Source organism: Arthrobacter sp. FW306-04-A (assembly GCF_044358315.1).
Taxonomy (GTDB): domain Bacteria; phylum Actinomycetota; class Actinomycetes; order Actinomycetales; family Micrococcaceae; genus Arthrobacter.
In genome coordinates, this window is record NZ_CP084559.1 from 582,136 (window position 1) to 605,808 (window position 23,673).

Sequence of the window (23,673 nt, forward strand, 5' to 3'; positions counted from 1 at the left end):
CTGCATTGGGATTCTTTGGGGCCGTCCGGCAGGGACGGAAGGACGATGCTGAACTTGGCAAAGGGCTATGGAGGCGTGCCCACGATCGCTTCCACCGCGGCCTTGACCGGTACCACCAGGTGCTTGAGGGCGTAGAAGACGAGCAGCTTTACGTCGAACTCGTTGTCATTGCCAACGAACTGGCCGGCTTGTCTTCCAGGGTCCGTGCCGTCTGCGTCGAGGCGCAACTCCGGGCACCCAGTGACGGACTGGACATTCCGGGGTCGCTCGCGGGGGTGCACCGCGCGTTGTCCAAAGCAGGGAACTCTCTTGCTACGACGGCGGAGGCGGCCGCTATGCTGCGTCTCGCCGTCGGGCCCGTCCCCGTGGGAGCGGTTTCGGTGCGACGGCGCGCCGAAGCGGTCTACGAGCATGTGGACGAAGCGGAGCGGCTGTTGAGGGCGCAAGCTGGCTCGTAGGAGTTCGATGGGGATTAGGTGCAGGCGCGTCTATTCCCACATGACAACTATTAAGCGCCTAGCTTAGAGACCCCGGAATCCGTAGCCGCGGGGTGTGCGTGGCTGGCAGGATGGAAGCCATGACTTCGTCACCGAACCTTACTTTTAACGACGGCAACTCCATTCCCCAGCTCGGCTACGGGGTGTGGCAGGTTGAGGACGATGTAGCCGAAAAGGTGGTGCGCCAGGCCTTCGAAGCCGGCTACCGCCACATCGATACCGCCAAGATCTACGGCAACGAGGCGGGCGTGGGACGCGCCATCGCTTCCTCCGGCCTCAAGCCCGAGGAAATCTTTATCACCACCAAGCTGTGGAACGCGGACCAGGGCTACGAGTCCACCCTCGCTGCTTTTGAAGAATCCATGGATCGCCTTGGCCTGGAAACCCTTGATCTGTACTTGATCCACTGGATGCAGCCCAAGCAGGACAAGTTCGTGGACACGTGGAAGGCGCTCATTGAGCTCCAGAAGCGCGGACGCATCAAATCCATCGGCGTCTCCAACTTCAGCAGGGAAGGCCTGCAGCGCCTGATCGACGAGACCGGCGTGGTTCCGGCGATCCACCAGATTGAGTTGCACCCGTTCTTCAACCAAGCAGAACTCCGGGAGTTCGACGCCGCCCATGGCATTCTGACCCAGGCCTGGTCACCACTGGGCCAGGGCGGCGAGCTCCTTGTCAACGCCACCATCGCCCAGATCGCCGCCAAGCACGGCGCCACCCCGGCGCAGGTAGTCATTGCCTGGCACTTGGCGATCGGCAACGTCGTGATCCCCAAGTCCGTGACCGAGTCCCGGATCCAAGAGAACTTCGCAGCACTTGGCGTCACCCTGGATGAAGCGGACGTCGAGGCCATCAGCGGCCTGGACCGCGGTGCCGAGGGTCGCATCGGACCGGATCCGGCGGTTTCCGACTTCGCTTAGTCACTTGGAAGTCTCGAGGTGAAGGCCCCGCACCTGCTGGAACCCCCCCAGCGCGTGCGGGGCCTCTCCGCGTCCTGGGGCAGTCAGGGTCGCGGGGGCCCGGGCGACCGCCCCGAACTCCGATGCCTCCTCGGGCGAAGGCCCGTCGCTGGCGCTGCAGTTGAGTGAATCTCCGGTTCAGGACCGTCCCCGGTTGGATTCTGTCTGGTCGACCTCGACCACACCTAAGAGCGACCGACTTTGGACACGCCATTACTCGGCCGCTTTGCCGGTGGGTTCCTCGCCGGTGAGTTCGACTAATCGAGGCGGGTCGTCCGGAATTGCATGAGCCGAGTCCACCGAGGGTGGCGGGCCGTCGAGCTTGCGGGCCATATCCGGCTCCAGATCCGATCGCAACCAAACCCGGAGGGAATCGTACCGGTACAACACGCTCCCAGGATCAGGAAACTGGCTCTGAATGGTCGTGTTGCGGCGCCACGCGAGTTCGCTGATTGGTGGCCCATCCGGGTCTGGATTAGCCAGGGTCAGGCCGGCGGCCTGTGCTATTTCCCGCGCTTTGAGGAAACGTTCCCCGACAACATCAGGAACAAGGACGAAGTCCGCGGCCCGCTGGTCGTCGTCGAGCATGTCAGACATGGCATTCAACCTCCTGACGGTATTGTCCGCCTCGTCCTCGAAGCGCTCAAGGGTGCTGCACCGTGGGCAGCGTATTGTCTGTCGCCGGGCCCGGATCCGATAGCGCATGGTTGGCGGATCACGGTTGACTGGTCGTGGTTTGCGGTAGAGGCTGTGAGGACATCCACAGCAAGGGGGACCAGGATGAAGCATCCGGGCACTTTGGCCGCAGTCGCCGTGCTGCTCGGGTTCGCCCTCTCCGGGTGCCAGGCGGCAGCCGGGCCGCTCGCGCCGGGACTGACCTCAGCGCCGCCCAGCCCGTCGTCGGCCGAGCTCGCGGCCATCGTCCAGACAGCGGTCGAGGATCGTAACGGCACCACTCTCGACACTCCTCCTGCCCCGCGCCTTGCCGACAGGCAGACGACGGCGGCCTACCGGGCCAAGCACGAGCGGGACCTCCCGGTGGTGGCCACGTCGAAGGCTCGACTCAAGTCAGCAGGCTTCTGGTACACATCCTCTACGACGAAGGTGACGGTGGAGTCTGTTGAGGTGACCGGTTCGGAGGCGACCGTCCACTTCAAGGAACTGACCGAGGAATACCTTGCCTCGACGGCGAATGGGCCGAGCAGCGTCCCGTCCGGCTACTCGTTACGGCAGACCGCGACGTTCCGCTCATCTGCGGACGGCTGGCAGCTCGACAGCATCAACCCTTCCGAGCATGGAGCCGGTTTGCCGATGTCCATCGTCGAGGGTTGAGAGGAGCTGCCCTTGGCCCTCGGGCGGCTTGGCCCGGCCTTTGAAGACGTATCCATTCGGTCGCCTCGGATTGTCATCGGTCTGTCTCGGTATCCCTCAGCCGGGCCATCTAGGCGGACGTTCCGCAGCAAAGTCGAAGAGAAGCATCAAAACGAGGTTGGCTGCGAAGAGGAGGAAGATGGCCACAATCAGCAGCCTGTGATCAGCTACGTAATAGTAGGGGTTGGTACCTGTATTTGCGGTAGACGCCACATATCATGCGGGAAGATGGGTCGATGACTGGCGTTCATCTCACCGGACAACTAGTGTGCGGCGACATTGGCGAGGTTGCCGCCGTCGTCCGGCATCTCGCCTCCCATGTGGCGCTGACGCGCGCCGAAGCCGGCTGTATCTCCTTCTGTGTGAGCCGTACCGAGAGCCCATTCGTGTGGCAGGTTGATGAACGGTTCCGCGATGCCGCGGCGTTCAAAGCTCACCAAGACCGGGTCGCGAGCAGCGAATGGGGTCGCGCCACAGCCGGGATCGAGCGCCGCTACACGATCGATGGGCTCTGACGCTCGCGCTGGTCAAACTCGGAGAAGTCGTACAGGTACCGATGTCCATCGTCGAGGGCTGAGAGAGGAGCTGCCCCTGGTGCTCGGGCGGCTTAGCCCGGGATCCGCGTCAAGGCACACAAGAACCATGCCAACCTCCCTTCGAGCCTTCAGAGGAATTCAATGACAGAGACTTTCAATGGCGGACTGGAAAGACCGGGAAAGATGACTAGGGTCCTCGGGCCTTGGATCGTCCTCACTCCGAGCGCATCCGATCTTGAGTTTAAGATGAGATTCAGCTGGATGAGGCGTCTCTTCGGGCCGTGGCGGCTGGAGCGTACCGCCATCCGCGAGGTCTACATGAGTCCACCCACGGCCCTGAACCCGTTGCGGGTGAACGTCCTTGCGGAAGAAAACATGCCGTGGACGTTTTATACCGAACATCCTTACGACGTCTTGGAGTGCCTTGATCGGCTCGGCTATCCGGTCCGGAAAGCGAAGTAGCCGCTGGGGCTTTGAGGAATGCTGCTCGTTACTACTACTTTTCGACCCACGTGGTTAGTGTCCGGGCATGGCTGATGTCAGGAAGGCCTTCGACGACCACATCGGGTCAGCAAAGGGAGGGCCGCGCCTGAAGCGTCTGCCGAATGAGGACTACTTAAACCGCGCCGGGGTCGTGCTTCGCCTTCCTACACCGTGACCGCGGGCCACGGTTGGACTGCCAGCGAGGGCCATTCCGCGCTCCACCGCTTGGTTTTGGTCAGGTACACGTCCCTGGGCGCAAGGATAGGGTTTGGTACGACCTTACGCCCGAAGAGGTCATCGTAGCCGTGTGGGGCATAGGTTGTGAGGCTGCCGTTGTCGTCTGCCGTGACGGCGAAGCAGCAGGTCTTCGCGGCGAAGTGGTCTATCGCGTCTGCCGTGCTGGTGAACGGTTCCGCGGGGACTCCGAAATGCTCCTTATACCAAAGATGCACGCGGGCTTCGTTGCGGACTTCTACCTCCGCGCCCAGGTCCGTGAACAGTATTTGCGCCCGGCGGATGACGGCGTCTTCGGCCTCGTAGGAGGTGTCCTTGTCGAAATAGAACAGATCGTAGTCCCGGATGCCGGCCCCGGGGTCCCTGGCGTCCATGACGTTCCAGACGGTCTGGAACAGGGCCCCCGCAGTCAACCACCAGTCCCCGACGCCCAGGCACGGCGCAAGTTGGAGGATCTTTCGGTTGACTGGGTTCCTTTGGACATAGCTCAGGAAGAGTCGCTCATCATCGGAAGTCACCAGCTCATCTTGCCCCAGTTTTTCAGGGGTGGTCCGAACGAGTCAGGGGGTATCCTCTGCCGCCGGACGCCGTCGGGCAATAAATCCTCCTTGGGTGGACGAACAGCGACTATATTTGCGAGGAATGGACATGCGGAGTGAGGTTCTTTTCATCGGTGGCCGGTCCGGGATCGGGAAGAGTTCCGTGGCGTTTGAACTCCATGCCCAGCTCGCCGCTCTGAACGTCAAACACTGCGTGATCGAAGGAGACAGCCTCGACCTGGCCTTCCCTCACCCGTGGGAGCACAATCTGGCCGAGCAAAATCTGGCGGCAATCTGGGCAAACTACCGGGCTCTTGGCTACATGCGGATGATCTACACGAACACGGTCAGCGTCCGGTTCACCCAGGAGCTGGCGGCCGCCATGGGGGACGAACCCAGAATCACCGCCGTTCTGCTGACCGCCACCGATGAGACATCATCTGCCCGTTTGCGCGGACGCATCCAGGGCAGTGATCTGCAGGAACACCTTGACCGCAGCAACACCGCGGCACGGGAGCTTGATCTCCTGACACCGCAGTGGGTCCATCGCTGCCCGACGGACAACCGAAGCGTTCACGACATTGCGGCTGACCTTCTGCGGCTTATCGGGTGGACCGCCAGTTTGCCCAGCTAGGTTGCCGCCGCTGTGGCACTTGGGTCAGTCAGCAAGCCCGATTTGGGACACTATTAGTCGTCCAACGGAAGAGCCCCGGTTCCCTTTGCTTTCAGGGGCCGGATACTTTTCGACGTCGGAAGGCATGACGCCTCCGGAAATCGCCGAGGTGTTCGGGGTGTCCCACCAGCGCATCCAGAAGATCCTGGCCGGTGCACGAGGTGAAGGATCCGAGAGGTCCGGTGCCGGACACAGGGCCAAGCCCAACAAGCGCGGCATCGATGCCGGAGCGCGAAGAAGGGGCCGCGGCCCGGCGGTGGGCTGCGGCCGAACGTGTCGCGAAGGGCTTGCTGTCAGGGACGGGGCCGTCACCCAGACGCGGGGCCTGGACCCTCGTCGCCTTTGTCGTCCCCTGTCTTTGGTTCGGGTGGTTCCTTCGGTGCCAGCGTGAGCGTCACCCTCACCAGTGCCGCCAGCATCTCCGAGGTCTACCGGTTGATCGGGGACAACGCCGCCCGAAACGCCTGGGTAGCCAAGGATGTCGACTCACCAGGGATGACCAACAGGCGGCTGAAAGCTTATCAACGGCCATGTGGATTCTTCGGATCAGGAACCCGAACCTCTCCCAGGCCTGTCATCCGCCTGAAAGGCAGGCGTATTCTTGACGGAATTCGAATTCAGGATATGCCTAGCAGGAAGGCGGTATACGAGCGTGAGCCTCAAGGATGAGTGGGATCGGCTCGATTCCGAGACCCGAACATGGCTTCTGGAAAATCCGGCATGTCCGGTTTTACCCTCTGCCATCTCGGCTAAGTTCAGCAGAAGCGCACCCGAGGACATCGAGTGTGACCCTCGCGGGCAGGTTGTCCTCTCTCGGGAAGACCACGATTTTGTCCGGGAGAAAGCCGAGGCCGCAGGAAAACCAATCCGGTTCCCCACGAGGGAATACCGATTCTTCGATACGGCTCCGTTGCCTGTGATCCGGAAAGTACCGCCTGAAAAGTGACATACCCCCGATGAAACCGTCTGGGTCGAAGACGGGCCGTGTGGCCGCGCTCCGCGGCGTATGAGCGGACGAGCGATATTTCCTTCCCAGCGGAGGGTCTTGACGGTGTTTTGCATGGCCGCTCGACCATCCTCGGGCTAAACCCAGGCGAATCATCGGTTGAGCGCAGGCCGTGGCAGAACTTCCACACCGCAGGGAGACCCAACGATCACTTGCTCGCCGAGGCGTTCCGCGACACCCCGTATTGGGGTGCCTACATGACAGACCTGGTTTCAGAGGTCAACTCTAAGTCGGCCACCCTAGACCTGAGCGGCGAGACGATTCGCCGCGACATCGCGGTCCTCGTGGAACAACTGCAGGCCCTGGAACATGAGGAACGGCACTCGGAGTACTAGCCGTCGTCGCAGTTCGTTTTGATTTTGACCAGACTCCTCCCTACCCTTCGGCTATGGCGCGTTTTTCGCCTGCTTGCCTGCTTGTTCTTCGACTTGGCCAACCGGACAGCACGTGCGTTGACTCGGTCCGAGAGCAAGGGAAGCAGTCTCAACAGAAGGTGTCCGACTGAGACGACCAGGGCGGGTTCGCGAAGGTTTCCTGCAATATCTGCGAGGATTTCCTTCGCGCGGCCTCCCCTCGGGATTGTGTCCAAACCTCGGTTGGACATCTGACCGCAACGATGAGGGGAGCACACCATCGCGTGACGACTGAGGTGCCAGCATGAGAAGTTCGTGGCGGATCACAATGTCTGAGTTAGGGGACGTGAACCGATAGCGGCCCAGTCCGGGCGTCGCGAAGCTGATGGTTCCGGGCCCTGATCCCTGTGGGAACCCGACGATCTGGAACGGCATCCGGCGCCCGTCGGCGTCGACACGCCACCCGGCCTCTATCTGTCCGAGAACCTTCTCAAAATGCTCCATGAGTCCCATGCCTGCCTATTTTCCGGCGAGTTCCGGCGGCCGGTGGCGGAGGGTTTTGGTGATGGAGAGTTTGCCGGAGTAATGGATGGAGCCGTAGCGGAAGAGGTGGACTGCCAGGCGCAGGACGAGGATGCCGAGGATGAAGAGTTCCGCAATGACGATGACTGCTTCGGCGGTGCTGAGCGTACCGAAGCCGTTGCGGAGCATGGCGGTCACCGGGGCTGAGAGCGGGAAGTAGGTGAAGGCCTGGACGGCGGGGGAGTGCGGGTCGCTGAGGATCAGGCTGATCGCGTAGAACGGGACGAAGATCAGGGCCATGAGCGGGCCGAAGATGACCCCGGCTTCCTTGGCGGTGGGCATGATTGCGCCGATGGCGACGAGGACGGCCGTGAACAGGGTGAATCCGCCCAGCATGAGCAGGGCCCCGGCGATCAAGGGACCGGGTTCGAAGACCAGGGAGCTCAGGTCGACGGCGGGCAGGGCGAGCCGGTCGCGGAAGAACACGTAGCCGATGGCGATCGGGGCAAGGAACACTCCGATCTGGACGAGCCCGACGAGGAATAGCGAGATGATTTTCCCGATGATCAGGGTCGTCGGGTTCAGGGTGGTGAGGATCATCTCGGTGACCCGGTTTTCTTTCTCCTCCAGGGTGCTGTTGAGCATCTGGCTGGAGAGCAGGATGAGGCTGACGTAGAAGACGAGCAGGAACATCAGCGGGGGGATGGCCGTGCCGAGGCCGCCCGAGACTTGCCCGTTGCGGAACGTTTCGGTGTCGACGGCGACCTGGCCGCCGACGGCGGCGCTCAGTTCAGCGGAACCGATCTTGGATTGTGCCGAGAGGGTGAGGAGCTGCTTGGCGACGGCTTCGTAGGTGGTGTTCGCGAAGATGCCCTTGTCGGCGCCGTAGACCTTCACGGGTTCCTTGGCGGGGTTCGCAGGGTAGGCGAAGTAGGCGTCGATGCGGCCGGCTTTCACTTCGTCCAGGGCAGCGCCCGGGTCGGTGGCTTTCGTTCCGCCCATGGCTGAAGCTGCCTTGTCGGGGATGATCCCAGACGCGTCCGTGTAGGTGAAGGTGAGTGCCGCGTTCTTCTGCGCCTGGGCGGTGGCGCGGGTGGAGGAATTGCTGGCGAAGACCAGGCCGAAGATGATGGCCATGACCACGGGAATCGCGAGGGTCGCGATCCAGAAACGCCGTTTCTTAATCGTTCGAGTGAACTCAAAACTGACAACGATCCCGAGGTTGTGCCGGCCCAGGAATGAAGACCGGGTCGATGTTGTGGTCATTTCAGGCTCCTGCCGTTTCTTTGGCACCGTAGACGCGGATGAAGATTTCCTCCAGGGAGACCCGCTCGGGGGTGAAGCTGCGGACGGCCACGCCTGCGTTGATGAGTTCCCGCAGCACCATGGTTTCGTCGGCTCCGCGCCGCGGGGCCAGGTCGGCACTACCATCGCCACCGGCCGTGGCCTCGTACAGCACCGAGGCCGGAAGGGTGCCGGTGTAGGCGATCCGGTAGATGGTGCCGCCGAATTGTTCCTGGACCTCCGAGACGGTGCCGTAGGCCCGGGAGGTTCCGTCCTTGAGCAGGATCACCCGGTCGCACAGGCGCTCCACTTCCTCCATCTGGTGGGTGACCATGATGACAGTGGAACCTGCGAGTTTCTGCTCTTCGATGATGTCCATCAGCAGCCGCCGGTTGACCGGGTCAAAGCCCTTGGTGGGTTCGTCCAGGATCAGCAGTTCGGGCTCGTTCATGATGGTCACGCCCAGCTGGATCTTCTGCTGTTCCCCGGCGGACAGTTTGTCCAGCCTGGTTCCGGCTTTGCCCGCCAGTTCCACCCGCTCCAAATACTCCAGGGACCATGCGTGGGCCTGGACTTTGCCGAGGCCTTTGAGGCGGCCGAAATAGACCATGACATCCAGGACCTGTTCCTTCTTGTACAGGCCCCGTTCCTCCGGAAGGTACCCGAGCCGGACGCCGTCGCGGGGTTCGAATGTCTTCCCGCCGATGTGCAGGGTCCCGGCGGTGGGCTGGTAGATGCCCAGAAGCGCACGCAGGGTCGAGGGTGTCAGATGGATTGTGTAGGGGTTCCGGTCCTCGTGTGATTGGAGAACACTTTGTCCATGATTGATTCCCATGAAGAGCTCGGTGCGGAACTCGCGGAAAAGGTTGCCGCGGCCGGGGACCTCGAGGCGCTCAAGGCCTCGGGTGCCTTTGATGAGCTGATGGAACAGATCGATGCCGGCCGGCTTCAGATCGATGGCAAGGACGGGTTCCTGAACCTGATGATCAAGGCCGTGCTTGAGCGGGGCCTGCAGACCGAACTGAGCGAGCATCTGGGGTATGAAAAGGGTGATCCTGCTGCCCGGCTGCTGCCGAACTCCAGGAACGGCAGCTACCCCAAAACGGTGGCCTCCACGGTCGGAGACGTCGGTCTTGCCATTCCGCGGGACCGGGCGGGCACCTTCACCCCGCAACTGGTTCCAAGAGGTTCACGGCGCACCGGCGGGCTCGATGACATGATCATCAGCCTTTATGCAGGTGGAATGACGATCCGGGACATCGAACACCACCTGGAATCGACGATCGGTACCGAACTATCCCGCGAGACGATTTCCAAGATCACCGACGACGTCCTCGAAGAGGTCATGGCCTGGCAGTCCCGGCCGCTGGATCCGATCTACCCGATCCTGTATCTGGACGCGATCGTGGTGAAAATCCGGGACGGGCATCAGGTGAAGAACAAAGCCGCCCACATCGCCGTCGGCGTGGATCTTGACGGGGTCAAGCGCGTGCTCGGGATCTGGATCCAGGCTTCCGAAGGGGCGAAGTTCTGGGCAGGGGTCTGCGCGGAACTGGCCAACCGCGGTGTCAAAGACGTGCTGATCGCCTGCTGCGACGGGCTCACCGGGTTCCCCGAGGCGATCCAGGCGACCTGGGCCAACACCACCGTGCAGACCTGTGTCGTGCACCTGGTCCGGGCCTCCATGCGCTTCGTCGCTTACGGGGACAGGAAGAAGGTCGCCGCCTGCCTGCGGAACATCTACACCGCCCCGACCATCGAAGCGGCCCTGACGGCCCGGGAGGAGTTCGCCGCCGGGGAATGGGGACAAAAGTACCCGGCAGCTCTCAAGACCTGGGAAAACGCCTGGGAACGGTTCATCCCCTTCCTGGCTTTCCCACCGGCGCTGCGGAAAGTCATCTACACGACCAACGCGATCGAGTCCCTGAACTACCAACTGCGCAAGATCATCAAGAACCGGGGCCATTTCCCCAACGACCAGGCCGCAGTGAAACTGCTCTGGCTCGCCATCTGCAACATCGAAGACAAACGCGCCAGAGAACGCCAGAAAACCAGAACCACCGACAAGGAATCCTCCGGCAACCACCTCGTCGAAGGGGCAGCCACCGCCGGCTGGATCCAGGCCCTGGGAGTCCTGAGCATCACCTACCCCGAACGACTCGAACCCTACCTCAGCTAAAAATGACTCCCGACCCCACACACACAAACAACTTGACAGGCTCGCAGGGTCGTCGTCTTGCCCGCGCCGTTACTTCCCAGGAACCCGAACGTCTCCCCGGCCCTCACATCGAAGGACAAGTCCTTGATAACCTGCGTGTCCCCGAAGTCCATCCTGAAATCTTTGATTTGCACCAACGGCTCAGCAGCCGCACCCCCAGCAGTCATACAGTCACCCTACAAAGATTTTTGGGATTTTCGCGTCACGATTCGGCGCGAACCCACACTGTAACCGTAGGGAGAGGTCTGCCACGCTGCAAGGCATGCTGATGATGCTTTCGGGCACCAGTGGTAGAGGCCCTGGTATCTGTGACCAATAACTCGCGAGCAGTTACGCTGAGCCGAAGCATGACCACTGCGTGGCGGCTTTGGGAAGGTGGTTCGATGGCTCCTGGAGTGATGTTCGGATTAGTGCTGGTCGGCATGGGCCTGTTTGGCTTGGCGATCGCAGGGCCGCTGGCGCGCCGCGCTGCCAAGATCCGGACGTGGTTTTCGGCCACAGCTGATGTCGTGTGGTGGACACAGCGGGGTGCCACGCAGGTTCGTGTCCTGGCGGTCTGTTGGATTGTAATCGGGTTCGTAGTCGCGCTTCTCTCTCTGGTGGGCGGATTGTAGGGGGTCTGTGCGCGGCATCGGACGTGTCAGACCCTGCCCCAGAGTCTGACGGTCGTGCCATAAGAGCGGCGGCACCCCGGTGGTTGAAGCCGGGGCCAACGCCGAGGGCAGAAAGCCGGAAGAACGTTGAATCGCCAAAGCGTCCACTCAAGAAATACTTGGCTAGGAGTCACCTCTGGCCGCCAGTGAGCCGAGGAACTTTTTATGGTGAGATCTTTCTAGACGAAAAGTACGAACACGCCGGGAAAGCACCGAAATTGCAGGGATGCTCAGGAATACCCGTTTGTCAAGGAAAAGTAAAGGAACCCCTGGAAATCGTTGATTTCCAGGGGTTCCTGCTCGAGCTTCCTATCAGAATCGAACTGATGACCTTTTCATTACGAGTGAAACGCTCTACCGACTGAGCTAAGGAAGCACCGCGTGATCGTCCGGAGACCGGCTGAATCACGCAAGATACAACTGTAATAGAGTCACGTCGTCCGGGTCAAAACAGCCCCGGGCGGAGCCCACTCGGCGCCGTTGTTGCGGAATTCACCCGCACGTCGTGCCCGGTTCAGGCCGTCGTCGTGGACTGGGGGCAAGCTGGGCGGACTAACGTGGCCGCATGATTTCGGCCATCTACCAGCGAAGGGGCGCCATGAGCATGGACAGCAGCAAGAGGATCAACGCGGACGACGCCGGGGCACATCGTGCGCAGCGGCTCCGGCTTGCTGTACTGGACATGGTGGGCACCACGATTACGGACGATGGGCGTACGGAACGTGCGATGTCCATGGCTCTGCAGGAGACCGGCGTCGAGCCCGGTTCCCCACGATTCGAAAGCATGCTCGGTTACGCCCGCGACACCATGGGCTTTTCGAAGTTGACCGTTTTCAGCCACCTTTTTGAAGAAGCTCAACGGGCCGAGAGCGCCAACAAGGCCTTCGAACGCGCCTACGATGATCTGATTGCCGACGGCGGCGTCCGGGCAATTCCAGGAGCCGAGGAAACGATCGACTGGATGCGAGACTCCGGCGTGAAAGTCTGCCTGGCCACGGGCTTCGGCCGGCACACGCAGAACATGGTGCTTGAGTCGCTGGGCTGGATGGGAAAAGCCGATCTCAGCCTGTGCCCTGCAGACGCCGGCCGCGGACGCCCGTACCCGGACATGATCCTCACCGCCGTGTTGGCCCTTGACCTGGATGATGTCCGCGAAGTCGTCGTGGTGGGGGACACCAGCTCGGACATGTTGTCCGGTGTGCGGTCCGGCGCCTCCGCCGTGGTGGGCGTGCTCACCGGCTTCCACTCCGAGCCGGCTTTGCGCGCGGCTGGCGCCACCGCCGTCGTACCCTCAGTCAAGTACCTTCCCGCGCTGCTGGAGCCCCGCGCGGCACGCCTCTAGCGGCCGGTCCCGCAACGATCTACCACTTTCGCCTGGACTCTGCGCCCCGCGAGCCGCCAGTCCGCCATCTGCGCGGCCGACTCGCAGGCAAAGCTGGTAGGACCTGGAGGTAGGAAAGCGCGGAATTATCCACATAGGCAACTCCAGGGCTCCGCGGGGACGCCGCCGGGAGGCATCGTGGAGCCATGGATCTCAAGGCTGCCCTTCGTGCTCGAGGTGGAACGGCCATGCGCAGGGATCTCCTCAAAGCCGGCGTCGGCGCGTGGCAGCTCAGGACCGCGGGACAGAGGGACGGCGTGGTGGTCCCCTACCGAGGGGTTGTGGCCTTAGCCGGCGCCCCGCCGGAATTTGCTGAGGCTTATCGGCACGGCGGTCTCCTCACGTGCATCTCGGCTGCGCCGCACCATGGCCTGTGGCAACTGCATCCGGCCAGCGAGCTCCATTTAGTCTGTGGCAACGGGTTACCGCGCGACGGCGTGGTGCCGCACCGGAGGGCATCCTTGCCGCCCTTGCCAGGCAGGCCCGTGGCAGCCCTTGGCGATGTGTTGGTGCATGTTCTTCGATGCCGACCCGCCGCGGAGGCGTTGGTGATGGTCCAATGTGCCGTTGTGCGTGGCGACATAACCGTGGACTTCCTGCGCGGAAAGCTGCCCGGCAATCGGAACGGCCGGGCACGGGGCGTCCTGGATTTCGTGTGCCGGAGAGCGGATTCTTTACTCGAACCCTTGGCGGCAATGCACTTCAGGCAGGCTGGAATCGGCTTTGTGCAGCACGTGGAACTGTCCGGAGTCGGAGAAGTCGATTTCGTCGTCGAGGGCTTCTTGATCGTTGAACTGGACGGCAAGACCCATTTCGAACCCCGGGCCATCAAGAGGGATCGACGGCGGGACAACACCTCCGTTGCCGGCGGTTTCACAGTGCTGAGGTACTTCTACGAGGACGTTGTGCACCATCCGGAGACGATGGTGGCAGAAGTGCGGGCTACCATCCGGGCCCACCGTGCCGGGCTGCGACTCAACAAATGACCAGCTTTGCCGGACCCAGGCACCAAAATCCGCGCTGCGCCAAGGATGACCGGATCAGCAGAGCCCCAATAGCGGTCGCATTTTGCGGCCCGGCCGGCCCGGCAGACAGCAACAAACTTAGCACATGGTCCCGTCTGAAGGTACCTTTCCATCCACGAAGTAGTTGTCCACGGCGTCGGACACACAGCGGTTGGAGCGGCCGTAGGCGGTGTGCCCTTCACCCTTCCACGTCACCAGGGAAGCGTCGCCGAGTTGCTTCCGAAGCGAGGCTGCCCAGGCGAGAGGCGTGGCAGGGTCGCCAGTAGTGCCGATAACCACAACCGGTTCCGTGCCCGTGTATTTGGCCGGCGCTGGCGTGTGCAGTGACTTGTAGGGCCAGTCCTTGCAGTTGATGCCGCCGTAGGCGAAGTAGTAGCCGAAGGTGGGGGAGACTTCCTTGAGCCGGGCTTCCTCAGCGCGCATCCCCGCGGTGTCCGAGACCATCGGGTAGTCCAGGCAGTTGATGGCGTTGAACGCGAACGTGGTGTTTGAACTGTAGGTGCCGTTCGGTTCCCGGTCCGCGCCAAAGTCGGCAATCCGAAGCATGAGCGAATCGTCGCCCTGAACCGCCGCTTCCAATGCCTGGGTAAGGACCGGCCACGATTCGTTGCTGTAGAGCGGGGTGAAGATAGCGCTGACAAACGTCGCCGCCGTCACTAGGCGTCCGTCCTTGGCCCGCTTGGGATTCTGCTCGACGTCGGCGACAAGGTCCCGGATCTGCCGCACGCCGTCATCGACGCTTCCTGTCAGCGGGCATCCAGACTTTGCTTGGCAATCAGCCACATAACTGCGGAGCGCTGACTCAAACGCTCCCGCCTGACCCGCGGTGACGTCCTCCATACTCAGTGCAGGGTCCACTGCGCCATCCAGCACCAGCTTGCCGACGTTGTCCGGGAACAAGGACGCATAGGTGGTGCCGAGCGAGGTGCCGTACGAGAAGCCGAGATAGTTGAGCTTGGCGTCGTTCAGGACTGCGCGGAGGATGTCCATGTCCTTGGCTGAGCTGACGGTGTCTATGTGGGCCAAGGCCGGCCCGGACTTCTCGACGCACTTGGCATTGACGGCTTTGGCATCGGCCAGGGCAGCATTGATGCCTTGGTCCGTGTTGTAGGTGTAGACCTTCTCCCGGGAAGCATCACGCTCGGCATCGCTGAGGCACGTCACCGGTGCAGAACGCTTGACTCCGCGGGGATCGAAGCCCACCAGATCGAAACTGGAGCGCAGCTTGCTGGTGAAATGCGTCTTGGCCGCGTCCCGCACGAAGTCGTAGCCTGAAGCCCCCGGACCTCCGGGATTGACCAGCAGCGAGCCCTTCTTGGTGCCCTGGCTTTGGAGCCGGATGGCGGCGATGGAGATGTTGCCTGCATCCGGCTTGGCATAGTCGATCGGCACGTTGATGTTGGCGCACTGGAATCCTTGCTCGCAGGACGTCCAACTCACGTTTTGGGAATAGAACTCCCGTAGCCCGTCCGGCGCCGCAGCTGCGATGGACGCGTCCGGCGTGCTGACGTTTCCGGACCCATTTCCAGTGGCGGGCACGGAGAACACACAGCCGCTCAGGAGCAGGCTGGCGGAAATGGTGGCCGCGATTGTCGTTGCCGCCCGCCGCAGTGATGGGAACCGTGTCCGCGAAGTGGACCCGGTGGGCCGGCGTCGTGCGGGCGTCATGCGTTACTCCTCATGCTGGGGAAGCGTGCTGTTGTTCTAAACTATCCGGCTATTGCTGAATCAGGCTGCTCGCCATGGACTCGACGGCCAGCAGCGGTGCCACGTTGGTAGTGGTGATCCGCACACGCGCCTTGTTGATGGCATCCATGCGGGCCAAGGTGGTTTCCGGGGTGGAACCAGCCGCGTAAGCTTCCAGTTCAGTCCTGAGTTCAACGTTGACCAGTTCCACGGCGTTCCCAAGCTGGATGACCAGGACGTCCCGGTAGAAGGACAGCAGGTCGGTCAGGGTGCGGTCCAGGGAATCGGTGATGGACCGCTTGGCCCGCCGTTTCTGGTCGTCTTCGAGCTGCCTTACCTGACTGCGCATCGACGGAGGCAGCGTGCCCGACTCCGGAGCGCCCAGGCTCGCCAACAGGGAGACCTTCTCAGCGGCATCACGCTCATCGTTGGAGCTGTTGGCCTCATCGGTCGCGATCTTGACCAGCTTTTCCGCCATCATCACGGCTGCAGTGACACCCCGCAGGCCCAGCGGGAATCGGACAGTCTCCAGCCGGCGCTCGCGGGCTTCAGGATCACGGGCCAACCGGCGTGCAATTCCGATGTGGCTTTGGGCAGCGCGGGCGGCCCGGTCCGCGATGGCGGGGTCGACGCCGTCGCGCCTCACCAACAAGGCGGCGACGTCGGCGGCCGGCGGAATCCGGAGGCTCACCGGGCGGCAACGCGAGCGGATGGTGACCAGCACGTCCGCCGGCGACGGCGCGCACAGCATCCAAATGGTCCGGGGCGTGGGTTCTTCGATGGCCTTGAGGAGCACGTTGGTGGTGCGCTCGGCCATGCGGTCCGCGTCCTCCACCACAATGATGCGCCAACGGCCCGATGCCGGCCGGTCGCCAGCCTTGGACACCAGCTGGCGCGCTTCTTCGATGGTGATGGTGACTTTCTCGGTGCGGACAAAAGTCACGTCGGAGTGAGTCTCGCCAAGGATGGTCCGGCATGATGCGCATTCGCCGCAGCCGCGAAGGGCAACGTCGTCCTGCTCACAGTTCAGCGCGGCGGCGAATGCCTTGGCCGCGTTGGATCGTCCCGAGCCTGGTGGCCCCGTGAATAGCCAAGCATGCGTGAGGCCGTCGCCTTGGGCCGCCGTGCGCAATTGCGCGACGACGGGCGCCTGGCCTTGGAGTTCGTCCCAGACGGTCACGTGCGGCTCCCGAGCAATTCCTGAACGCGGCCGAGGATCTGATTGGCGAGGTCCTCGATGGGATCCTTGGCCGTCAGGACGAGGTAGGTTTCCGGGTGAGCCGCGGCCAGTTCCAGGAACGCGGCACGGATGCGGGCATGGAAGTCGTCCGGTTCGGACTCGAGCCGGTCCTCGGCGGCGTCTCCAGCGGTTCTGCGGTCCCGGCCATCGCCCGGATGGACATCCAGGAGCACTGTCAGATCAGGTTCGAGGCCCTCGGTTGCCCATTCGTTGAGCTGCCTGACGTCCGCGGTTCCGAGGTCCCGGCCGGCACCCTGGTAGGCGACTGAGGAATCGATGTAGCGGTCCGTGATGACCACCGAGCCCTCAGCCAGGGCAGGTCGGATCACCTGGCTCGCGTGGGCGGCCCTGGATGCTGCGAAGATGAGGGCTTCGGTCCGGGAATCGATGGTGCCGTGGCCGTGGTCCAGCACAAGGGACCGCAGCTTTTCGCCGATGGGTGTTCCCCCTGGTTCGCGAGTGCGCAGCACGGAAAAGCCGAGGGACTCAAGGGCCTCGGCCAGGCGGGCGGCCTGCGTTGACTTGCCTGCTCCGTCCCCGCCTTCGAAGGCGATGAAGAGCCCGGGGCGCTGGTCCGGCTGGGGGCTCTGGTCCTGCTTAACGCGCTGCGTAGTCACGGATCTAAGCGTACAGAGGAACACTGACAGAACTCGACGACGGCGTCAGCCCACTCCAGCGAAACGCACGCTGCCGCTAGGCGCCCCCCTGCCGCCGGCGCCTTAGTCGCTCGGCGCGCCACAGTTACTGGCGGGCGGGGCCGTAATAGCTTTCCAGCCCTGTCCCTTCCGGCCGTAGGCTGGAGCAATGAGTCTTTCCCGAGAACATGCCGCAGCTCTGTCCCCCGACACTGTGGTGGTGGCGGCCGGCCGTCCCGAACGAAGCCATGACCAACCCGTCAACCCGCCCATTGTTCTGTCCTCCACGTATTTCGGCACGGGGGCACTGAGCGACGGCGACCGCGGCTACGGACGCTATGCCAACCCCACCTGGGATCCCTTCGAGGAAGCGCTGGCGCAGCTGGAAGGCGCCGAGCTGCCCGCCTTGCTCTACGCTTCGGGCCTGGCCGCGGTCAGCTCCGCGTTGTCACTCGTGCCCGCTGGCGGAGTCCTCGTCATGCCCACGCACAGCTACGCGGGATCGCTCGTCATGGCCACCGAACTCGCGGCCAAGGGGATCCTTGAGTTGCGGACCGTCGACATCGCGGACACCGACGCCGTCACGGCACAGCTCGCCCCCGCGGATGGAAAGCCCGCCAGCATGCTGTGGATTGAAAGCCCCACCAACCCGATGCTCGGCATCGCCGACGTCCAGGCCCTGGCCACCGCTGCCCATGAGGCCGGCGCCATCGTGGTCACGGACAACACCTTCTCCACGCCTTTGGTTCAGCAGCCCCTCAGCCTGGGCTCCGACGTCGTGCTCCATTCGGTGACCAAGTACCTGGCCGGCCACTCCGACGTCGTACTCGGCGCCTTGGTAACATCCAATCCGGAACTGCGCGCGGAACTCCTCCACCACCGCATCATCCACGGCGGCATCGCCGGTCCCTTCGAGGCCTGGCTCGCGCTCCGCGGCCTGCGCACGCTGGCGCTGCGGATCGAGCGCTCCCAAGCCTCTGCCGCAACGTTGGCAGAGCGGCTGAGCACCCACCCGCGCGTCGAGTCCATCCGTTTCCCGGGCCTGCCAAACGATCCGGGCCATGAGCGGGCCAAATCGCAGATGAAGGGCTTCGGCTCCATCCTGTGCATCCAACTGGCCGGAGACGGAACCCGCAGTGGTGCGGAAGCCGCCGATCAGTTGGTGCGCGCATTGCAGTTGTGGCTCCCCGCGACATCGCTGGGCGGGGTCGAGTCTCTCATCGAACGCCGGCGCCGCCACACCGCCGAACCGCTGAGCGTGCCGGACAACCTGGTCCGGATGAGTGTCGGGATCGAGAACGTCGAAGACCTTTGGGCGGACTTGGAGCAAGCGCTCAAGTCGCTTGACGGCTAGGCTGGAGGGCGTGGACGGAAAAATTTTGATTTCATACATCCAGAATGGGATCTACTTCATTCTGGGACTGGTTGCCTTCGCCTTGGAACTGTGGGCGCTGGTGGATTGCCTGCGCCACAAACCGTCTTCCTTCGAGGCAGCATCCAAGCGAACCAAGACCTTCTGGCTGGCCCTGACAGGCGTCGCAGCGGTCATCGGCGGATTGTCCGTCCTCGGTGGCGGGGGTGGTTTCGGAATCTTTGGCATCGCTGCCGTGACTGCGGCGTGTGTGTACTTGGCGGACGTTCGTCCCGCCGTCAAGGAAATCGGCAACAGCGGCCGCAACCAGGGCCCGTACGGTCCCTGGTGACCCGGCACCCGGGCTAAACCGGAGCCACGGCGGCCCAGTCAACGGTAAGTTCGCCCAGGCGCCAACGCGACGTTCCGTCCTGAAGGGGCCAGCCGGCGTCGCGCATTGATTGGCACATGGCCGTCCACCGCTGCCTGTTGCCGAACGAAGCAAGCGGTGCCGCCTCCAACCACGCCTGGTCCATGGCACTCAAGAAAGCGTGGATCCGCTCGCCCGGAATGTTGCGGTGGATGAGCGCCTTCGGCAGGCGTTCGGCGACGTCGGAGGGCAGCTCGAAACCGCCGAAACGCATGGACAGACTCAGGCTCAGCGGGCCGTCCGAATCCAGCGCAACCCACGTCATGCGGCGGCCGATTTCATCGCACGTTCCGTCGACGAACAATCCTTGCGGTGCCAAGCGTGACTGCACCAAGCCCCAGATTCCTGCCACGTCCGATTCCTCGTACTGCCGCAGCACGTTGAAGGCTCGGACCAGCACGGGATTGCCCGGAACGGGAACCTCGAACCCGCCCACGTGGAAGCTGAGCCCGGGCCGTTCCAAGGCCTTGGCGATCCGGACTCGCTCGGGTTCGATCTCGATCCCGCACACTCGAACGTCGGGGCGGACTGCCCGCAGCCGTTCGAAGAGTTCGACGGCGGTGGCCGGGGATGCGCCATAGCCCAGGTCCACCACCAAGGGGTCGACGGCGGAGCGCAGCCGCCATGCCTGCGGGCCTGCCAGCCAGCGGTCCAGCCGGCGCATGCGATTGGGATTGGTGGTGCCTCTTGTGACGTTGCCGACGGGTTTGCCGCGCCTGCCTTGGACCCGCTCTGCCTTCTGCACCACCGTCCCATTTTATCCTCCGACGCGGGGTCACTTACGGCCCATCCGACGCAAAAACACCGGCGCTAAATGACCCCGCGTCGCGGTGAAGGGGTGGTGGCGTAATGCCCGGTAACGGCAGGGCATGATCGCTTAGGATGAAAAGCATGACTTACAAGCTGATTCTGCTGCGCCACGGCCACAGCGACTGGAACGCCAAGAACCTGTTCACCGGCTGGGTGGACGTCGACCTGAACGACCAAGGCCGCGAGGAAGCAGCCCGCGGCGGGGAGCTCCTGGTCGAGAACAACGTTCTCCCCGACATCCTCTACACGTCCTTGCTCAAGCGGGCCATCAACACCGCGAACATCTCCTTGGACAAAGCCGATCGCGGCTGGATCCCGGTCAAGCGTGACTGGCGCCTCAACGAGCGTCACTACGGCGCACTGCAGGGCAAGGACAAGGCCCAGACCCTCGCCGAATTCGGTGAAGAACAGTTCATGGAATGGCGCCGTAGCTACGACACCCCGCCGCCCGCCCTCTCCGATGCCAGCGAGTTCTCCCAGGTGAACGACGTGCGCTACGCAGGCCTCGGCGACGCCCTGCCGCGCACCGAATGCCTCAAGGACGTACTTGTCCGTCTCCTGCCGTACTGGGAGTCAGACATCAAGGAAGACCTCAAGGCTGGCAAGACGGTCCTGGTCACGGCCCACGGCAACTCCCTGCGCGCCCTCGTCAAGCACCTGGACGGGATCAGCGACGAAGACATAACCGGTCTGAACATCCCGACGGGCATTCCGTTGGTTTACGATCTGGACGAGAACTTCCAGCCGATCAACCCCGGTGGAACCTACCTCGACCCCGAGGCCGCGGCAGAGTCCATCAAGGCTGTAGCAGCCCAAGGCAAGAAATAGGCCCTTCGAGAAAACGACGCCGGCCGGCTCACCTTGCGAGGTGAGCCGGCCGGCGTCGTTTTTTGGGCCTGGCTAGAAGCCTTCCGGCTGCCATTCGCCGGTGACCAGGTAGGTCACCTTGCGGGCAACGGAGACACCGTGGTCTGCGAAGCGCTCGAAATAGCGGCTGGCGAGGGCCACGTCCACCGTGGTGGCTGAAGTCTCGGCCCACGAAGGATCTGCGATCGCCCTGAAAACGCTCAAGTGCAGATCGTCGACGCTGGTGTTGAGTTTGAGGATGTCGCGGGCAACTTCTAGGTCACGCGACTCCAGGAGCAGGGTAACCTTTTGGCTCATTTCAAGGTCCAGGCGGGCCATGTCCTTGAACGTTGCCGTCAACTGCTCGGGGATGACCGTGGCCGGGTAGCGGAGGCGGGCCAGTTGCGCCACGTGGCGGGCGAGGTCACCCATCCGTTCCAGTGACGCACTCATCCGCAGGGAGCCAACGATCATCCGGAGATCGCTTGCCACGGGGCCTTGGAGGGCCAGGATATCGATGGCGCGCTCGTCAAGGCCGTTTTGCAGGAAATCGATCCGGGCGTCGGCTGCGATGACGTCCTGGGCGAGATCGACGTCTGCCCCTTCGAATGCGGTGGTCGCGTTCTGGATCGCCTCGGTAACCAGCTTTGAGATCTCGATGAGGTCCTCACCGACCTGGATGAGCTCCTCCTGAAAAACCTTGCGCACGGTGGCGTCCTCTCTTGGAAATCTCCTCCGCACCCCTCTGACGGCGCGAAAATCTTCACAGCTTAACTATGGTGCAACTAGTAAGAGTGGCAGTGATCCGTGAACGGTTGCGCACCTTTAGGTGAACGTTAGCTGAATCGGGGCCGTTTGGTGGCCGTTCCATATTTTGCAGTGTTTCCAGCGCATAAGCTAGATCCGTGGATCCAGTGCTCATCGGTGTCATCGCAGGCCTTGCCGGTCTGTCATGCGGCGTCTTTGGCGTGCTCGCGTTCAGGCTCAGTGAACGGCAGCGAAAGATCGTGGACCTGGACGTCACGGAACCACTGCTTCCGGAGGGCGCCGCGGAGGTGCTGTCAGTCGTCGGGCGCGCCTTTGTGGTGGTGGACGCGATCGACGGCGTCGTCCGGGCCAGTCCCGCGGCCTACGCTTACGGCCTCGTCAGGGGACACACAGTAGTGCACAAGCAGCTGCTGGACATGACGGCAAAGGTCCGGCGCGACGGCGTGATCCTGGAGAAGACCTTCGAGTTGCCCCGGGGTCCACTCGGCAAGGGCACCATCGTGGTGCAGGTCCGGGCAGCCATGCTCGGATGGGAATATATCGTCCTTCTGGCCGATGACCGCACCGAAATCACCCGCACCGAGGAGATCCGCAACGACTTCGTTGCGAACGTCTCGCACGAACTCAAGACACCGGTGGGCGCCATTTCCTTGCTGGCCGAGGCCCTTGAGGCAAGCCCGGATGACGAAGAAGCCGTCCGTCGCTTCGCGAAGCGGATGCACAAAGAATCCACGCGGCTCGCTGCGCTCGTGCAGGACATCATTGAGCTGTCCCGGCTCCAGGGCGCCAATGTGGCACAACAGGGGCACGCTGTGGATATCAACACAGTGATTACTGAAGCCGTAGATCGCTCGCAACTCCCGGCGGAGCTCAAGAACATCAAAATCGTGGTCGGCGGCCGGACGGAGACCATGGTCTTCGGTGACCAGGACTTGCTGGTGACAGCATTACGGAACCTCATCGACAACGCCATCCGCTATTCTCCGGAAAACACCCGCGTAGGGGTGGGTGTCCGGGCCAAAGAGGGCGTGGTGGCCATTTCCGTCACGGACCAGGGCGAAGGACTTAGCCCCGAGGACCAGGAGCGTATCTTCGAGCGTTTCTACCGCGTGGATGCCGCAAGGTCGCGGCAAACCGGGGGAACCGGCTTGGGCCTGAGTATCGTCAAGCATGTGGTGTCCAACCATGGCGGCGAGGTTACCGTCTGGTCCCAGCCCGGCCAAGGATCTACTTTCACTATCCGCCTTCCGGAAATGGAAGGCCAGGAGAACGACGACGCCGGGGCGAAGCCCCGAAACGTTATTCAAACGACGGGCGCAGTACGCGCCCTAGAGCAAGGAGCTGGCGCTTGAGCAGGATTCTGATCGTGGAGGACGAAGAGTCATTCAGCGACCCTCTGTCCTACCTATTGGGCAAGGAAGGCTTCGATGTCCAGGTAGTGGACAACGGCAGTGACGCGTTGGTGGAGTTCGACCGCAACGGGGCCGATCTGGTGTTGCTGGACCTGCAGCTTCCGGGGACCCCAGGCACCGAGGTTTGCCGTCAGCTTCGGCAGCGTTCCAGCGTCCCGGTCATCATGCTGACCGCCAAGGACTCGGAAATCGACAAGGTGGTTGGCTTGGAACTCGGCGCGGACGACTACGTCACCAAGCCCTACTCTTCCAGGGAACTCGTGGCGCGCGTTCGTGCCGTGCTGCGCCGGCAAGGCGAGCCCGAGGAACTCATCACATCCACCGTGCAGGCCGGCCCGGTCAGGATGGACATTGAGCGCCATGTGGTGAGCGTCAACGGCGAACAAGTGTCGCTTCCCCTGAAGGAGTTCGAACTCCTTGAGATGCTTCTTCGCAATTCGGGCCGTGTGCTCACCCGTGGACAGCTGATCGACCGCGTCTGGGGCTCCGACTACGTCGGGGACACAAAGACCCTGGACGTCCACGTGAAGCGTTTGCGCAGCAAGATCGAGCCCGACCCCTCGGTTCCCCGCTATCTCGTGACCGTGCGCGGCTTGGGCTACAAGTTCGAACCGTAGGCAACCGTAAGCCTGGAAGGACCCCGAACGGCCGTCAAGGACCCGGAACGGCCCCGCGCAAGGCAAACAGCAAAAGGAAGGGCTCCCATGGTGGGAGCCCTTCCTTTTGCGATCTTGCGGGGTAACTGCGCCTGTCCGCTGGGC

25 protein-coding genes, 1 tRNA gene and 1 pseudogene are annotated in these 23,673 nt (G+C 62.9%); 16 read left to right on the plus strand and 11 right to left on the minus strand.

Annotated features, from left to right (window positions below):
* The first annotated feature begins 5 nt into the window (after nt 1–5).
* Nucleotides 6–458, plus strand: a complete 453-nt coding sequence (locus LFT43_RS02790) for a hypothetical protein (protein WP_395801045.1) — start codon at nt 6–8, stop codon at nt 456–458.
* Between the two features lie 119 nt (nt 459–577).
* Complete coding sequence (locus LFT43_RS02795) at nt 578–1,417, plus strand: aldo/keto reductase (RefSeq protein ID WP_395801046.1); 840 nt, start codon at nt 578–580, stop codon at nt 1,415–1,417.
* Nucleotides 1,418–1,669: 252 nt separating this feature from the next.
* Here LFT43_RS02795 and LFT43_RS02800 read toward each other — a convergent pair whose 3' ends face one another.
* Nucleotides 1,670–2,053 (minus strand): PASTA domain-containing protein, encoded by a 384-nt coding sequence (locus LFT43_RS02800; protein WP_395801047.1) that lies wholly within the window; start codon nt 2,051–2,053, stop codon nt 1,670–1,672.
* A 183-nt stretch (nt 2,054–2,236) separates the two neighbouring features.
* On the opposite strand from LFT43_RS02800, the gene LFT43_RS02805 reads away from it, so the two are divergent.
* The 3 genes from LFT43_RS02805 to LFT43_RS02815 all read left to right on the plus strand — a co-directional run bounded on the left by LFT43_RS02805 (nt 2,237) and on the right by LFT43_RS02815 (nt 3,825).
* Nucleotides 2,237–2,788: a hypothetical protein gene (locus tag LFT43_RS02805; protein WP_395801048.1), complete on the plus strand. Its 552-nt coding sequence runs from the start codon at nt 2,237–2,239 to the stop codon at nt 2,786–2,788.
* Between the two features lie 275 nt (nt 2,789–3,063).
* Nucleotides 3,064–3,342, plus strand: a complete 279-nt coding sequence (locus tag LFT43_RS02810) for a putative quinol monooxygenase (protein ID WP_395801049.1) — start codon at nt 3,064–3,066, stop codon at nt 3,340–3,342.
* A gap of 282 nt (nt 3,343–3,624) precedes the next feature.
* Nucleotides 3,625–3,825, plus strand: coding sequence for a hypothetical protein (locus LFT43_RS02815; RefSeq protein ID WP_395801050.1), 201 nt, complete (start codon nt 3,625–3,627; stop codon nt 3,823–3,825).
* Nucleotides 3,826–4,010: 185 nt separating this feature from the next.
* On the opposite strand, the gene LFT43_RS02820 is transcribed toward LFT43_RS02815, so the two are convergent.
* Entirely contained in the window at nt 4,011–4,598 is a 588-nt protein-coding gene (locus tag LFT43_RS02820; protein ID WP_395801051.1) for a nucleotidyltransferase family protein, read from the minus strand.
* 130 nt (nt 4,599–4,728) lie between these two features.
* Here LFT43_RS02820 and LFT43_RS02825 point away from each other — a divergent pair, with 130 nt between their 5' ends.
* Both LFT43_RS02825 and LFT43_RS02830 read left to right on the plus strand, forming a co-directional pair.
* Nucleotides 4,729–5,253, plus strand: a complete 525-nt coding sequence (locus LFT43_RS02825) for an ATPase (RefSeq protein ID WP_395801052.1) — start codon at nt 4,729–4,731, stop codon at nt 5,251–5,253.
* Between the two features lie 1,023 nt (nt 5,254–6,276).
* Entirely contained in the window at nt 6,277–6,633 is a 357-nt protein-coding gene (locus LFT43_RS02830; protein ID WP_395801053.1) for a hypothetical protein, read from the plus strand.
* A gap of 537 nt (nt 6,634–7,170) precedes the next feature.
* On the opposite strand, the gene LFT43_RS02835 is transcribed toward LFT43_RS02830, so the two are convergent.
* Both LFT43_RS02835 and LFT43_RS02840 read right to left on the minus strand, forming a co-directional pair.
* Complete coding sequence (locus tag LFT43_RS02835; protein WP_395801054.1) at nt 7,171–8,439, minus strand: ABC transporter permease; 1,269 nt, start codon at nt 8,437–8,439, stop codon at nt 7,171–7,173.
* Between the two features lies 1 nt (nt 8,440).
* On the minus strand, nt 8,441–9,292 hold the full coding sequence (locus LFT43_RS02840) for an ABC transporter ATP-binding protein (protein ID WP_395801055.1): 852 nt from the start codon (nt 9,290–9,292) through the stop codon (nt 8,441–8,443).
* On the opposite strand from LFT43_RS02840, the gene LFT43_RS02845 reads away from it, so the two are divergent.
* Nucleotides 9,278–10,636 carry an IS256 family transposase gene (locus LFT43_RS02845; protein ID WP_395799580.1) on the plus strand — a complete coding sequence of 453 codons (1,359 nt, stop codon included), beginning with the start codon at nt 9,278–9,280 and terminating at the stop codon, nt 10,634–10,636. The genes LFT43_RS02840 and LFT43_RS02845 overlap by 15 nt on opposite strands.
* 38 nt (nt 10,637–10,674) lie before the next feature.
* Here the strand turns inward: LFT43_RS02845 and LFT43_RS02850 are convergent.
* Nucleotides 10,675–10,788, minus strand: a pseudogene (locus tag LFT43_RS02850) (ATP-binding cassette domain-containing protein); the annotation flags it as partial.
* A gap of 234 nt (nt 10,789–11,022) precedes the next feature.
* Here LFT43_RS02850 and LFT43_RS02855 point away from each other — a divergent pair.
* A complete protein-coding gene (locus LFT43_RS02855; protein WP_395801056.1) occupies nt 11,023–11,289 on the plus strand; it encodes a hypothetical protein in 267 nt (88 codons plus the stop codon).
* A gap of 342 nt (nt 11,290–11,631) precedes the next feature.
* On the opposite strand, the gene LFT43_RS02860 is transcribed toward LFT43_RS02855, so the two are convergent.
* A tRNA-Thr gene (locus tag LFT43_RS02860) sits at nt 11,632–11,704 on the minus strand.
* A gap of 228 nt (nt 11,705–11,932) precedes the next feature.
* Here LFT43_RS02860 and LFT43_RS02865 point away from each other — a divergent pair.
* Nucleotides 11,933–12,670, plus strand: a complete 738-nt coding sequence (locus tag LFT43_RS02865; RefSeq protein WP_395802865.1) for an HAD family hydrolase — start codon at nt 11,933–11,935, stop codon at nt 12,668–12,670.
* Between the two features lie 185 nt (nt 12,671–12,855).
* Complete coding sequence (locus LFT43_RS02870; RefSeq protein ID WP_395801057.1) at nt 12,856–13,695, plus strand: endonuclease domain-containing protein; 840 nt, start codon at nt 12,856–12,858, stop codon at nt 13,693–13,695.
* Between the two features lie 117 nt (nt 13,696–13,812).
* On the opposite strand, the gene LFT43_RS02875 is transcribed toward LFT43_RS02870, so the two are convergent.
* From LFT43_RS02875 to tmk, 3 genes are read right to left on the minus strand one after another with little or no spacing between them, the layout of a single operon-like run.
* The gene (locus LFT43_RS02875; protein WP_395801058.1) at nt 13,813–15,402 is read right to left on the minus strand and encodes an alpha/beta hydrolase; all 1,590 of its coding nucleotides are present in this window, start codon (nt 15,400–15,402) and stop codon (nt 13,813–13,815) included.
* A gap of 49 nt (nt 15,403–15,451) precedes the next feature.
* Complete coding sequence (locus tag LFT43_RS02880) at nt 15,452–16,600, minus strand: DNA polymerase III subunit delta' (protein WP_395801059.1); 1,149 nt, start codon at nt 16,598–16,600, stop codon at nt 15,452–15,454.
* Nucleotides 16,597–17,277, minus strand: coding sequence for a dTMP kinase (tmk, locus tag LFT43_RS02885; protein ID WP_395801060.1), 681 nt, complete (start codon nt 17,275–17,277; stop codon nt 16,597–16,599). Before tmk ends, LFT43_RS02880 begins: the two co-directional genes overlap by 4 nt.
* Before the next feature lie 187 nt (nt 17,278–17,464).
* Here tmk and LFT43_RS02890 point away from each other — a divergent pair, with 187 nt between their 5' ends.
* Both LFT43_RS02890 and LFT43_RS02895 read left to right on the plus strand, forming a co-directional pair.
* The gene (locus LFT43_RS02890; protein ID WP_395801061.1) at nt 17,465–18,649 is read left to right on the plus strand and encodes a trans-sulfuration enzyme family protein; all 1,185 of its coding nucleotides are present in this window, start codon (nt 17,465–17,467) and stop codon (nt 18,647–18,649) included.
* Between the two features lie 10 nt (nt 18,650–18,659).
* Entirely contained in the window at nt 18,660–18,998 is a 339-nt protein-coding gene (locus tag LFT43_RS02895) for a DUF2516 family protein (protein ID WP_395801062.1), read from the plus strand.
* Between the two features lie 13 nt (nt 18,999–19,011).
* Here the strand turns inward: LFT43_RS02895 and LFT43_RS02900 are convergent, their stop codons facing one another.
* Nucleotides 19,012–19,824: a class I SAM-dependent methyltransferase gene (locus LFT43_RS02900; protein WP_395801063.1), complete on the minus strand. Its 813-nt coding sequence runs from the start codon at nt 19,822–19,824 to the stop codon at nt 19,012–19,014.
* Between the two features lie 143 nt (nt 19,825–19,967).
* Here LFT43_RS02900 and LFT43_RS02905 point away from each other — a divergent pair, with 143 nt between their 5' ends.
* Nucleotides 19,968–20,714: a phosphoglyceromutase gene (locus LFT43_RS02905; RefSeq protein ID WP_395801064.1), complete on the plus strand. Its 747-nt coding sequence runs from the start codon at nt 19,968–19,970 to the stop codon at nt 20,712–20,714.
* A gap of 72 nt (nt 20,715–20,786) precedes the next feature.
* Here the strand turns inward: LFT43_RS02905 and phoU are convergent, their stop codons facing one another.
* Nucleotides 20,787–21,440 (minus strand): phosphate signaling complex protein PhoU, encoded by a 654-nt coding sequence (phoU, locus tag LFT43_RS02910; RefSeq protein ID WP_395801065.1) that lies wholly within the window; start codon nt 21,438–21,440, stop codon nt 20,787–20,789.
* Between the two features lie 206 nt (nt 21,441–21,646).
* On the opposite strand from phoU, the gene LFT43_RS02915 reads away from it, so the two are divergent.
* Together LFT43_RS02915 and LFT43_RS02920 are read left to right on the plus strand one after the other, a co-directional pair.
* Nucleotides 21,647–22,852, plus strand: coding sequence for a cell wall metabolism sensor histidine kinase WalK (locus LFT43_RS02915; protein WP_265979738.1), 1,206 nt, complete (start codon nt 21,647–21,649; stop codon nt 22,850–22,852).
* Nucleotides 22,849–23,529, plus strand: a complete 681-nt coding sequence (locus tag LFT43_RS02920; protein ID WP_059388662.1) for a response regulator transcription factor — start codon at nt 22,849–22,851, stop codon at nt 23,527–23,529. The genes LFT43_RS02915 and LFT43_RS02920 overlap by 4 nt, the downstream gene beginning before the upstream one ends.
* Nucleotides 23,530–23,673 lie beyond the last annotated feature (144 nt).

What these genes read in the sequence shown, in the direction of transcription:
- LFT43_RS02810 (WP_395801049.1), top strand. Translation starts at nt 3,064, where the DNA reads ATGACTGGCGTTCATCTCACCGGACAACTAGTGTGCGGCGACATTGGC.
- LFT43_RS02870 (WP_395801057.1), top strand. Translation starts at nt 12,856, where the DNA reads ATGGATCTCAAGGCTGCCCTTCGTGCTCGAGGTGGAACGGCCATGCGC.
- LFT43_RS02890 (WP_395801061.1), top strand. Translation starts at nt 17,465, where the DNA reads ATGAGTCTTTCCCGAGAACATGCCGCAGCTCTGTCCCCCGACACTGTG.
- LFT43_RS02905 (WP_395801064.1), top strand. Translation starts at nt 19,968, where the DNA reads ATGACTTACAAGCTGATTCTGCTGCGCCACGGCCACAGCGACTGGAAC.
- LFT43_RS02795 (WP_395801046.1), top strand. Translation starts at nt 578, where the DNA reads ATGACTTCGTCACCGAACCTTACTTTTAACGACGGCAACTCCATTCCC.
- LFT43_RS02800 (WP_395801047.1), bottom strand. Translation starts at nt 2,053, where the DNA reads ATGTCTGACATGCTCGACGACGACCAGCGGGCCGCGGACTTCGTCCTT.
- LFT43_RS02845 (WP_395799580.1), top strand. Translation starts at nt 9,278, where the DNA reads ATGATTGATTCCCATGAAGAGCTCGGTGCGGAACTCGCGGAAAAGGTT.
- LFT43_RS02825 (WP_395801052.1), top strand. Translation starts at nt 4,729, where the DNA reads ATGCGGAGTGAGGTTCTTTTCATCGGTGGCCGGTCCGGGATCGGGAAG.
- LFT43_RS02840 (WP_395801055.1), bottom strand. Translation starts at nt 9,292, where the DNA reads ATGGGAATCAATCATGGACAAAGTGTTCTCCAATCACACGAGGACCGG.
- LFT43_RS02865 (WP_395802865.1), top strand. Translation starts at nt 11,933, where the DNA reads ATGGACAGCAGCAAGAGGATCAACGCGGACGACGCCGGGGCACATCGT.
- LFT43_RS02815 (WP_395801050.1), top strand. Translation starts at nt 3,625, where the DNA reads ATGAGGCGTCTCTTCGGGCCGTGGCGGCTGGAGCGTACCGCCATCCGC.
- LFT43_RS02875 (WP_395801058.1), bottom strand. Translation starts at nt 15,402, where the DNA reads ATGACGCCCGCACGACGCCGGCCCACCGGGTCCACTTCGCGGACACGG.
- LFT43_RS02805 (WP_395801048.1), top strand. Translation starts at nt 2,237, where the DNA reads ATGAAGCATCCGGGCACTTTGGCCGCAGTCGCCGTGCTGCTCGGGTTC.
- LFT43_RS02855 (WP_395801056.1), top strand. Translation starts at nt 11,023, where the DNA reads ATGACCACTGCGTGGCGGCTTTGGGAAGGTGGTTCGATGGCTCCTGGA.
- LFT43_RS02835 (WP_395801054.1), bottom strand. Translation starts at nt 8,439, where the DNA reads ATGACCACAACATCGACCCGGTCTTCATTCCTGGGCCGGCACAACCTC.